This window comes from Rhodococcus sp. BH4 (genome assembly GCF_002079265.1).
Lineage (GTDB): Bacteria > Actinomycetota > Actinomycetes > Mycobacteriales > Mycobacteriaceae > Rhodococcus_F > Rhodococcus_F qingshengii.
The window spans coordinates 1155289-1166965 of sequence record NZ_CP014941.1; the positions used below are offsets into that span (position 1 = coordinate 1155289).

The 11677-nt window shown below is 65.2% G+C and carries 8 protein-coding genes and 1 pseudogene; 3 read left to right on the top strand and 6 right to left on the bottom strand.

What is annotated here, in order from left to right; translation table 11 throughout:
* Positions 1–24: 24 nt before the first annotated feature.
* Positions 25–1074: pseudogene (locus A0W34_RS05335) on the top strand (acyltransferase family protein); the annotation flags it as partial.
* Positions 1075–1097: 23 nt separating this feature from the next.
* Here the strand turns inward: A0W34_RS05335 and A0W34_RS33725 are convergent.
* The 4 genes from A0W34_RS33725 to A0W34_RS05355 all read right to left on the bottom strand — a co-directional run bounded on the left by A0W34_RS33725 (position 1098) and on the right by A0W34_RS05355 (position 7380).
* On the bottom strand, positions 1098–5432 hold the full coding sequence (locus A0W34_RS33725) for an alpha-(1->3)-arabinofuranosyltransferase (protein ID WP_081557429.1): 4335 nt from the start codon (positions 5430–5432) through the stop codon (positions 1098–1100).
* A 43-nt stretch (positions 5433–5475) separates the two neighbouring features.
* Positions 5476–5649: a DUF2613 domain-containing protein gene (locus A0W34_RS05345; RefSeq protein ID WP_003945488.1), complete on the bottom strand. Its 174-nt coding sequence runs from the start codon at positions 5647–5649 to the stop codon at positions 5476–5478.
* A 129-nt stretch (positions 5650–5778) separates the two neighbouring features.
* Positions 5779–6867 (bottom strand): isochorismate synthase, encoded by a 1089-nt coding sequence (locus A0W34_RS05350; RefSeq protein WP_081557430.1) that lies wholly within the window; start codon positions 6865–6867, stop codon positions 5779–5781.
* A 45-nt stretch (positions 6868–6912) separates the two neighbouring features.
* Entirely contained in the window at positions 6913–7380 is a 468-nt protein-coding gene (locus A0W34_RS05355) for a universal stress protein (protein ID WP_003945900.1), read from the bottom strand.
* A gap of 101 nt (positions 7381–7481) precedes the next feature.
* Between A0W34_RS05355 and A0W34_RS05360 the strand changes: the two genes are divergently transcribed.
* Positions 7482–8660, top strand: a complete 1179-nt coding sequence (locus tag A0W34_RS05360; protein WP_058039141.1) for a glycoside hydrolase family 3 N-terminal domain-containing protein — start codon at positions 7482–7484, stop codon at positions 8658–8660.
* 72 nt (positions 8661–8732) lie between these two features.
* The gene (locus tag A0W34_RS05365; protein WP_003945885.1) at positions 8733–9332 is read left to right on the top strand and encodes a TetR/AcrR family transcriptional regulator; all 600 of its coding nucleotides are present in this window, start codon (positions 8733–8735) and stop codon (positions 9330–9332) included.
* A gap of 100 nt (positions 9333–9432) precedes the next feature.
* Here A0W34_RS05365 and A0W34_RS05370 read toward each other — a convergent pair whose 3' ends face one another.
* Together A0W34_RS05370 and A0W34_RS05375 are read right to left on the bottom strand one after the other, a co-directional pair.
* Positions 9433–10296: a MaoC/PaaZ C-terminal domain-containing protein gene (locus A0W34_RS05370; protein WP_063314950.1), complete on the bottom strand. Its 864-nt coding sequence runs from the start codon at positions 10294–10296 to the stop codon at positions 9433–9435.
* On the bottom strand, positions 10296–11642 hold the full coding sequence (locus tag A0W34_RS05375; protein ID WP_003945596.1) for a 3-oxoacyl-ACP reductase: 1347 nt from the start codon (positions 11640–11642) through the stop codon (positions 10296–10298). The genes A0W34_RS05370 and A0W34_RS05375 overlap by 1 nt, the downstream gene beginning before the upstream one ends.
* Positions 11643–11677: the final 35 nt, after the last annotated feature.

The window sequence follows — 11677 nt, forward strand, 5'->3', positions numbered from 1 at the left end:
GCCTGGGGTGCACACTTATCCGTGATGATCAGTTCCACGAATTCCCCTCAGACGGTCCCGCCACAGGCTCGGGGCTTCGTTCCGGCTTTGGACGGTATGCGTGGATTGGCGGCGCTCGGTGTCCTCGTCACCCATGTCGCGTTCCAAACCGGTGAAGCGCAGTCCGGCGCGATCGGGCGCGCGTTCGGTCGACTCGATCTCGCCGTAGCGGTGTTCTTTGCCTTGTCCGGATTTCTCCTGTGGCGCCCCCACGCGGCAAAGGCCCGCGGAATCGGGCAGCCGCAGTCGACCGTCCGGTACTGGATCTCCCGCGCGACGCGCATTCTGCCGGCGTACTGGGTGGCAGTGGTCCTGATCCTGCTGTTCCTGCCCGGTGCCGGCGGGGGCTACCAAGTGTGGTTGGCGAATCTCGGGTTGGCGCAGGTCTTCGTGCCGTTGACACTCACCGAGGGCCTCACGCAGATGTGGAGCCTGTCGGTCGAGGTGGCGTTCTATGTTCTGCTGCCGCTGTTCGCGTATCTGATGGTGCGACTACGCGGAAACTCGGCCCGGTTCCGGCTACCGCTTCTGCTCGGGGTGTCGGTGTTGGCGCTGACGTGGGCTTTCATTCCGATCCCGACTCCGGACGCCATTCACCACGACAACTGGCTGCCGGGCTACCTGCCGTGGTTCGGCGCAGGCATGGTGCTGGCCGAGTTGGCCGTGGGCCCGTCGACGTGGATGCATCGCCTCGCGCACCGGCGGGTGCTCCTGACTTTTGTTGCGTTTGTGGCCTTCGTTCTCTCGTGCACCGATCTGGCCGGGCCCGAAGGTCTGGTGCGGCCTGAGCCGTGGCAGTACGCGATCAAGATTGCACTCGGTGCGATCATCAGCTTCTCGTTGATCGCTCCACTGGTTCTGCGCGATCAATCGCAGCATCGATTCCTGGCGAGCCCGCTGGCGCTGGCAATCGGACGCTGGTCCTACGGCCTGTTCATCTGGCACCTGGCCGTACTGAACGCTGTGTTCCCCGTGTTCGGCATAGTTCCGTTCTCGGGCAGCTTCTTCTACGTCCTGGCGCTGACGGTCGTCCTGAGCGTCGCTGTGGCCTCGGCCAGTTACGCCTTGGTGGAGGAACCGGCGCGCGTCGCGGTGACGCGCTGGGAGAAGCGCCGCCATATCGGTGAACCGGCAAAGGGCAACGCGGCCAACCCGGTCACGACCAAGGCCACCAACATCGAGAACTGAATCGCGAACGAGTCGCCCACATAGCCGCCCGGTGCTCGCCACGGTCCGGTCGAGAGCAGCGTGATGCCGATCATCGCGGCCACGCCGGCGGTGCCGACGAGAATGCGTGCGGTCCGAGCCGGGCCGAAGATTCGCAGCGCGGCAAGTCCGAGGATCGAGCACACAACTGCGATCGCCGCTCCCACTCCGCCGCCGATGACGGTGGCCGCCGCGAGCACGCCCACCCATCCGGCCGCGACGCTGCGCCACGGACGGGGTGGTGTGAGGGACTTGGGCTCTCGGCGCGTAGGGACAAGTGCCGCGAACAGCAGCGGGATCAGCAACACGAGCCCGCCGAATATGCCGAGGCGGTACCAACGGTCGCTGGGGAAGTCGATGGTGACGGTTCCCGCGGTGCCTGCCGGCACGATCCAGCCCTGCTGCCAACCGTTCACGACCACCGGCGTCAGCTCGGAACCGTCCGGCGCGGTGGCGATCCAACCGATGCTGGTGCTCTCGGGATTGACGATCAGCTGATCGATGGACGAGTTCGTGACGGTGAGTTCGCGGTGATTCTCCGTCCACGCGGTCGATTCGAGCGGTGTATTCCGCTGCGCGGCTGAAGGACCGACCGCCGTCAGGTCGAGATTGTCGACCGAGAATGCGGGGCCTGGTTCGACGACCACTTCAGGCTGTCCCGCCGGCAAAGTCGCCGAAGCGTCCAGACCGCACACACGTGCCTCGACGGGTGCGCCGGTCCGAAGTTGCGTCGCCGTCGCCGTGATCGAGGTGGGGAATTGCTGTCCGGCAACCGAAATGGTCGGGCCATCGCCACAGGTGACGGTGACGGTGCGGTTGTCGAATGAGTCCGAGCCCTGCACTCCCGAACCGGCGATCGGGGTTCCGTCGGCACCGATGACGCCGACCTCGGCGAGGCCGGTGGGCTGCGCCTGGGCGAAGCCGAGCGCCGTCTGATCGAGGACCGGTTCCCAATCGGTGATGCTCAGGACGATCTTGTCGGTGACGAAGGGGGAGAGGGTAATTCGAATGGTTCGAGGCGTATCGTCCGAGGGTTCGGGCAGCTCTCGCACCTGCGGCCCGTTGCCGAGATTCACCGCGACGCTGGTCGGCAGCGACGGCAGGGTGCCGAGTCCCCGCGTGATGTCCAGGCCGGTGACCAGGGTCGGCTCGGGAAGATTGAGAGTCAGCGTCGGTTTCGGGCCGCCCGGTTCGGTGGTGCTCTGCGGCGCCGACCACGTGGTGCGTGCGTCGCCGTCGGTGGCAGCGAAGGCAGATCCGCGTGTGTCGCCGATGTCGCTCGAACCCGAAGCCGTGATTCGGCCGGGGACGGAAAGCAGATCTTCGAGGGCGTTGCCCTGACGCGCCCGGACGGTCAGTGTCGGTGCAACGACTGTATTTTCGGGCACCGTGAGTGTGCGTTGGAAACGGCTCGGCTCTTCGGGTATCGCCATGAATGCATTGCTGCACCGCACGCGGTCGGTCGAGTCCGCGCACGCGTTGCGACCGGGGAACTCCTGGCTCAGATTCCAGGCGTTCACGGATGCGCCCGTCGGCGTATTCGGCAGGACCGTGTCGAAACGGATCGGTACGGTCTTCGGTGCGCTGCGATCGGAGAAGTCTTCGACGGAGAGTTCGCTGATGCCGAACTGTGTTCCAGGCGATCCGTTTTCGGTGTGAGTCGCTGTGATGCGTACCCACGGAGTGGTGCCGCCCGGGATCGAGACGGTGATGGGCTCACCGGGACTCTCCACCTTCACCGCTGTGCTGCCGTTCGGTGTCGAGACCTCGAGCCATTTGACGGGAGCACCGATTGCCGCGGCACTGGTGGTCAGATGAAGCAACCCGCTGGAAATCGGTGTGTCGAAGTCGATCTGCAACCACTGGCCCAGGGCTCGCTCGATGCCGTTGCTGAACCAGCCGGTGGCGGGATCGCCGTCGACCGTCGACGCGGGACTGCTCGACGGTGAAGTGCCGCCCAGCTGGGTGGCATCCGAGGCGGCGCTGGAGACGGTGATCGAAGCTCCGCTCCAACGGCCTTCCACGAGAGGCGTGTTCGCAACCGGGTAGTCGGGCACCAGATTGTAGGTACGACGAGCGTCGTCGGGGGTGCGCAGGGCGGAACTGTGGTTGTCGACCTGACCGAAATCGGTTTCTCGATCGCGCGGTGTGTCGGTGACGGTGACAGAATCGACGGGCAGTCCCGCAGCTTCGGCGTCGGCGGCAAGAATCATCGGCCCGGTCCCCGGAACCAGCCCGCTTTCGTGAAGTCGCACAGACGATTCCGGCCCACCTTGTACACGCGGAACCTGGTTCAGGTCGACGGAGTACGGGCCGCTGACCGCCGGGGTGCCGTCGGGCGGGGTGACCTCGAAGATCTCGATGGCTGGGTAACCGGGCCGCAGATCGCTGTCCGCGACCAGCCCTTCGATCGGTTCGGGGCTGTCGTCTTCACCGAAGTGGGCGACTCGCTTGATCCCCGGCGAGCCTTCGACCGCCTGGTGCACGAGTATCGGTCTGGCCGAGCGCGACGTTTCGCCGTCGAGGTCGTTGCGCATCACCAGGTAGTGGATGCCCTGCCCCAGCAAGGTCTGTGCGAGGCCGTCCGACGGACGTCCGTCGGCGATGAGACGTTGCACCGAATCGAGCGCTCGGATGGCGCCGGGAGGGGTCAGCGGGACCGAGTCACGTACTGCCCACGGCGTACTCGCCAACGCCTGAAGCGGTTCGTCACGCGTCAGACCCCACACCTGGCTGCCGAAGGGCGCTCCCGGGACGACCAGGGCACGTTCGGCTTCCGATCCGGGGGAGGTGTTGTCCTCGAGCCACTGCGCCGCCTCGTTCCAGTACGAGGGGACGTCCGGATACGCACCGCGGGGAGCGAGCTTTCCCGTCCAGGCCAAGGCGGTCGAGAGGGTGAGGGCAACGAGGATCAGGCTGGTCAGTGCGACCATCGGTTCGCGCTCGGGATGGGCGAACGCGCGGCGCCATCGGGCGAGTGGAACCGATCCCGGCAGTGGCACTTTGGCCAGCAGGTGTGCGAGTCCGAGCACCAGCGGCAGACGGACCAACGGCTCGAGCTTGTGGACGTTGCGCAGCGGCGCGCCTGCCGAGTCGAGGAACAGGCGCACCGACTCCGACACCGGCGAGCTGAGTTCACCCAAGTAACCCGCGGCCAGGCCGGTGATACCGACGAACAGGATGAGCGTCAGCCGGCCGCGAGCAGGCATGGACCGCATGCAGAGCCCGGCGAGGCCGGCGGCGGCAACCAGGCCGGTGGCGACGACTGCTGCGGGTTGGGTGACCAGGACGGCGCCGGCAATGCGTTCGGGGGAGACGAACGGGGTCCAACTGTCCGTGCCGCGAAGTATCTCGGCGAGCGATGCCCACTGAGTGGTGACACCGGCGGACTCGATGTAGTCGAGAAACGGTGGGCTGATCTTGCCGAGCAGAAGTAGCGGCACGATCCACCAGAGGGTGCCGAGAGCGACGAACAGCGCCCACCACGCGGTGAACGTCAGCCATGTTCGGTTGGGTTTGTGCGAGAGCCACCAGATGATCGCGACCAGGCAGGCCGCGGCGGTGGCGACGGCGTTGATCGAACCCATGAGTGCGACGGCAAGTGCGGATTGTGCGGCCAACCGCCTCAACCCCCGTGAGTGGTCAGGGAGTCCAGGGACTCCTTTTCCACGCACAGGGCCGAAGGCCAAAACCACCGGCAACAACACCCACGGCGCCAACATCATCGGAAGGGTTTCCGAGGAAATCGAACCGAGCGTGGTCAGCACGCGGGGAGAAAGAACAAAGGCAACCGCTGCGATCACGCGCGAACTACGGCTGCCGATGCCGAGAGCCTCGGCAACTCGGATGATGCCCCAGAAACCTGCGATCAGAAGCAGCGCCCACCAGATGCGCTGGGTGACCCACGGCGGAACGTTCGCCAACTCGCCGAGCGCGAAGAACGGCCCGTGCGGAAAGAAATATCCGTAGGCCTGGTTTTGAACCTGGCCGAGTGGGGCCTGACTACTCCACTGATGCGAGGCGCGTTCGAGAAAACCGAACGGATTCTGCGTCAGGTCGTACTTGGTGTCAGCGGTGATCAGACCCGGCGATTGCAGAAAAGTGAGAAGAAACGCTACGACGGAGGCGCCGAACAGCCACCGCTTCGACAGGGGCTCTGCCGACGGGGCGGTGTCTACCGAAGACACCGCTGCGTCGGCGGAAGAACGGGAACTCGCGAGGCCTGCGCTCTCAGCGGCTGCCGTACTCAACCTGGTTCAGCACGGAAGAATCTGCGTTTCCGCTGCGGTCGATCTCGGGACGAGTGTTGTCCGACGCGGCGGCCGTGACACCGAAGATGACGCCGGCACCCAGAACGGCACCGATGACAGCGCTGGCCACACCGGGGACAAGGAACTTCGTCATCGCGGATCTCCCAATTGGTCGTTAGTCGGTCGTTCGCGGTCGGACGGACTTACCGGCCCGTACGAACTGCTCGGGTCAAGGTATCACCCGCACTCGAGAATCCGGACGATTACCCTCGTGACGTGCTGGTCAGTCGAGGGTTTCGGCGCCAAGCGCGGTCAACAGAGTGCGCAGTTTCGTGGACGTCTCGTCGAGTTCGTCCTGCGGATCCGATTCGGCGACGATTCCGCCACCCGCGCTGGCCCAGGCAGTGAAGCCGTCTGCACCGATCTCGGCGCAGCGGATGGCAACCACCCAATCGCCGTCACCGGCCTCGTCGCACCATCCCACGGCGCCGCCGTAGAAACGCCGAGGTTCCTCGGTCTCGCGGATGACCTTCAGTGCCGCGTCAGTGGGTGTTCCGCACAGCGCGGGCGTCGGATGCAGCGCGATGGCGAGGTCGAGCGCAGTGGTGTCGTTTCGCAGCGTGCCGCGGATCGGGCTGGCCAAGTGCCAGACCTCGTGAGTATTGGTCAGTTCGGGACTTGGCGGCACCGACAGATCACTGCACATCGGTTGCAGGACCTCGCGGATCCACGACGTCACGAAGGCGTGCTCGGCCAGATTCTTCGTCGAATGCAGAAGGCTTTCGCCTGCCTCGCGGTCTTGATCGGCGTCGGCGGATCGCTTGGTGGTCCCGGCCAACGGGCGACACGTCACGACGCGCCCGCGTCGACTGACCAATACTTCGGGCGTCGCGCCGACCAGGCTGTGGCCCTCGAATTCGGCTCCCGCAGCAGAGAGGTCGACGGCAAAGGTGTTGGCGACGGGATTGAGCGCCGCCATGCGTGCGGCGAGCGCGGTTGGGGAGATCGGGGTCTGCGTGCGAAGTTCCACAGTGCGAGCCGCGACAACCTTGTCGATCTCTCCACTGCGGAGGCGTCCGATCAACTTTTCCACTCGACGAAGATGCTCCGACGACGACGGGATCTCCCGGTCAACCCGGGTCGTGGGCAGGGCCTGGGGATCGCGCGGTTGCCACGGCCGCGACGCGATCGTCGCCTCGGCGGGTTCGTACAACGCCGTTGCGGCAGCGGGGTCGAAGGGGAGCGCTCCGACGATCAGCTTTGTCGTACCTGCCGACAGAGCGTTGGTGGCCGCGTCGGAGCTGTCGAAGCTGCGTTGTACGCCGCGGGTGACCACGCTGTGATCGGGGCGCGAGAGAACAAAACCGTCCATGGTGCTTTCGACACTAGTCGGCCACGGATCAGGAATGCGCGAAGGTCACTTCCCCGGAGGGACGATCAACACCGGCCGATGACTGTGACGCAGAACATGATCCGCGACGCTGCTCTGCAGTAGCGACCGCAAACCCGTAGTGCCTCGGGTGCCGGTCACGATGATGTCGACGTCCAATTCGTCTGCGGTTTCGCAGATTGCAGACCAGATCGCGGAGCGGCACTCGGCGCTTCTACCTTCGACGGTCAGGCCCGCGGCCTCGGCCAGTGCGACACCCTCGGCGAGGGTGACTTTGGCGTCGGTGTACGCGATGTCCTCGACGTCGTCGTCGGGAACCCACTCCGGTTGCATCACCCCGGACAGGCCGGACATGCGAGCGGCCTGGCGAACCATGGGCTCCCAGGCAGTGACGAGAACAGCACGATTGGCGGAGAGGAAACGCCCCGCATAGTCGACTGCACGCTTGGCGTTGTCGGAACCGTCGTACGCGATGAGCATCAGACCTTGTGGCATCACGACCTCCTCGTCAGCGGGGGAATCGGTTCTCTTCCAGGCTACCGTCCCGATGTGCCCGTGAGGGAGTGTATGGGTACCGGGTCCGTTACGGTCGAGGTATGCGGATCAAGTTTCTGAAGGCTGCAACGACCATTGCATTGTGCGGAGGGTTGGTTGCGGGATGCTCGGGCGAAAACGGGACCGCCGATCCGGTTTCGAGCGCCCCGACCAGCACCAGCACCGAGATCACGTCGACGCCTGCGGCATCGAGCTCCGCACCCGTCGCCGCGTCGTGCGGTAGTGACCTTCTAGCCTCGCTGTCCTTGCGTCAGAAACTTGCCCAGCTGCTCAACGTCGGCGTCACCGGGACCGACGACGCGTTGTCGATAGTGCAGAACGAGGAGATCGGCGGCATATTCGTCGGAAGTTGGACCGATCAGTCGATGCTCACCAATCGCGAAGTGCCGCAGGTTGCTTCGGCGTCGAAGTTGCCGTTGATGGTGACGATCGACGAAGAAGGTGGACGGGTTTCGCGCGTCGCGGACATCCTCGGGCCCGATCCGTCGGCCAGGGAAACGGCGCAGACCATGACAGTGGAACAGACGTACCAGATGGCACTCGAGCGTGGACGCGGTTTGAAGGATCTCGGGATCACCGTCAACTACGCACCCGACGTCGACGTCAGCAGCCAACCCGACGACTCCGTGATCGGGGACCGCTCGTACTCCGACGACCCCCAGACCGTGGTTGCCTACGCCGGTGCGTACGCGCAGGGGATGCGCGACGCCGGAATCTTCCCGGTGATCAAGCACTTTCCGGGGCACGGCAGCGCGTCGGGTGACTCGCACCGCGGTGAGGTGACCACGCCGCCGCTACAGGATCTGATCGCGTCGGACCTGATTCCCTTCCGCGAGCTGTCGGGAACCGGAGTCGGCGTCATGATGGGTCACCTCGAGGTTCCCGGTCTGACCGAGCCCGGTACCCCTGCCAGCATCAGCCCCGCCGCCGTCGCGTTGCTTCGCGACGGAGTGGGTTACGGCGCAGCGCCGTTCACCGGCCCGGTGTTCACCGACGACCTCAGCGGCATGCAGGCGATCACCGACCGATACGATATTGCCGACGCGGTTCAGGCTGCGCTGGTGGCTGGAGTCGATCAGGCATTGTGGCTGACCACCGACGACGTTCCGCGGGTTCTCGACCATCTCGAGCAGGCCGTCGCGTCGGGTGAGCTTCCGCAGACGCGGGTCGATCAGGCCGTGGTCACAGTTGCCGCTGCCAAAGGTGCCGTGACCTGCTGAGTCGAAGTCAGGATTCGACGCGCAATCTTACCGTAGAGTAAGATCGACACTTACCCTGTGGTTGGAGGAAGCATGGCCGGCGGTACCAAGCGACTGCCACGCGCAGTGCGTGAGCAGCAGATGCTCGACGCGGCTGTGGACGTGTTCTCCGACAGGGGATTTCACGAAACTTCGATGGACACCATCGCGGCCAAGGCCGAGATCTCGAAGCCGATGCTGTACCTGTACTACGGCTCGAAGGAAGAGCTGTTCGCGGCGTGCATTCATCGTGAAGGACTCCGCTTCCTCGAAGCGCTCGCCCCGGCCGGCGCGCCGAACCTGACTCCGCGTGAACAATTGCGCGCCGCTCTCGAGGGCTTCCTCGGGTTCGTGGGCGCAAACCGCAAGTCGTGGATGGTGCTCTACCGTCAGGCCGTCGGGCAGCAGGCTTTTGCGGGAACCGTGCAGTCCAGCCGCGATCGGTTGATCGAGTTGACCGCGCATCTACTCGAGTCCAGCACCAAGGATCCTGATGCCGCGCACGATTACGGGATCATCGCCATCGCGCTCGTCGGCGCCGGTGAGGCAGTAGCCGACCGAGTCGCCGGTGGGGAAATCGAAGTGGATGCCGCAGCGGATCTACTCGAATCCCTCGCGTGGCGCGGTCTGTCGGGCAAGAAGAAGTCCGAATAGCTCTCAAACCAATCTGAGCGAACGTACCTTTCAGCGCATCCAAGGCGCCGAAAGGTACGTTCGCTCAATTGGGGCGGGTGGGAACCCGACAAAACTCAGGTCAGCGCAGCGTCGCAGTGACGTGCGGGTAACCCTTCTTCGGGTGGCGCAGTGACAGATCCCAGCCGTCGTCGGTGCGATCAGCGTAGGCATTCAGCGTCGCCGGTAGCAGAATCGGCTTGCCGAAACGCACGCGGTAGGTGACCTTGTCCGCGACGGACCCCTCGACGGTCCGCAGAACTGCCGCGGCACTCCACATTCCGTGAGCAATGGTCTTCGGGAAACCGAAAGCCTTCGCGCCCAGAGACGAGACGTGAATCGGATTGCGATCGCCGGAGACAGCGGCGTACTTGCTGATCGTGGTCTGGTCGACGCGGATGGTGCTCATCGGCATCGGCGGGACCTCGTCGGCCTTGGGCTCCGGACCGGGCTGGCCGGACAGGGAGGTCTTCTGCTGGTTCAGGAAGCTCGAGGTCTGTCGCCAGACCAGTTCCCGTCCCACCCGAATTTCGGTGATCACGTCGATCAGCAGGCCCTTGCGGTGCTCACGCAGGTTCTCGGCATGCACCGAGAGGTCAAGCGGTTCGCTGACGGAGATGGGCCGCAGTGATTCGATGACGTTCTCGGCGTGAACGGAGCCGACGGCGGCGAAGGGGAAGTCCTTCGACACCATCAGCTTCATCACGGTCGGGAAGGCCAAGGTGAAGGGGTACGTGATCGGCAGAGTGTCGCCGAACCGCAGTCCGGTCACGCGGCAGTACGCCGCCAGATTGTCGGTGTCGACCTTCAGTCCGGTGAGGGTGAAGGTCTGCTGTGGCACCGAGCGCGAGTTGGACTTGTTCCACGGCAACAATCCCAGTACCGCGCGGGAGTAGATGTCGAGGGTCTTCGGCTGCTCGGTGAGCGCGACGGTCTTTGTTGCCATCATGCGCCCAGGAGGCTCTGGCCGCAGACGCGAACGACCTGTCCCGTAACGGCATTGGAGGCCGGGCTGGCGAAGTATGCGACGGTCTCGGCGACGTCGACGGTCTCGCCGCCCTGCAGGAGCGAGCTCATGCGGCGGCCGGCTTCGCGGGTGGCGAAGGGGATGGCTGCGGTCATGGCGGTCTCGATGAAGCCCGGTGCGACGGCGTTGATGGTGATGTTCTTCTTCGCCAGGACGGGAGCTTCGGCGTGTACGAGGCCGATGACGCCGGCCTTGGAGGTGCCGTAGTTGGTCTGGCCGCGGTTGCCCGCGATGCCGGCGATGGAGGAGACGTCGACGACGCGGCCGCCTTCCTTGAGGGCGCCCTTCTCGACGAGGTGCTCGGTGATCTTCTGCGGTGCAAGAAGATTGACGTTCATGACCATGTTCCAGCGGCCCTCGTCCATGTTGGCGAGGGTCTTGTCGCGGGTGATGCCGGCGTTGTGGACGATGATGTCCGCTCCACCGTGACGCTCGAGGAGGTGAGCTGCGAGGACCTCGGCTGCGTCGGCTGCCGTGACGTCGAGGGCGAGGGACGTGCCGCCGACCTTGTTCGCGGTCTCGGACAGCGCTTCGCCGGCGGCCGGGATGTCAGCGCAGACGACGTGCGCGCCGTCGCGGGCCAGGACCTCGGCGATGGTGGCGCCGATACCGCGGGCTGCGCCGGTGACGACGGCAACCTTGCCTTCGAGCGGCTTGTCCCAGCTTGCGGGCGCGACGGAATCTTCAGCGCCGACGACGATGACCTGGCCGTCGACGAAGGCGGACTTTGCCGAAAGGAGAAAGCGCAGAGTCGATTCCACGCCGGAGAGTCCGGTGGATGCCTTGGGGGAGACGTAGACCAGCTGAGCGGTGGAGCCGCGCTTGATCTCCTTGCCGACACTGCGGGTGAAGCCTTCCAGAGCGCGCTGCGCGACATGCTCGTCGACGCTCGACGTTTCTTCCGGCGTCGTGCCGAGAACGACGACGCGAGCCGACGGTGCGAGGTTGCGGATCACGGGCTGGAAGAACTCGAACAGCTGCTCGAGCTCGCTGACCTGAGTGATTCCGGTGGCGTCGAACACGAGTCCGCCGAAGCTGCTGTCGTGTGCCTGAGCCGCCGGGTAGTCGGAGAGCAGTACGCGAAGTGGTTCTGCGAGTCGACCCTTGCCGCCGATGAGGACAGGTCCGGCGAGTGCGGGTTCTCCTGCTTTGTAGCGACGCAGGTTCTCGGGCCTGGGCAGGCCGGCCTTCGACGCGATGAATGCGCCGGGGGCGGACGAGAGGAACTGTGAATAGAGGTCGGGAGCTCCCTTGCTGGCTGCCACGGTCCTACCTTCTGTTGTGTTTCGGGTTGTCTCTC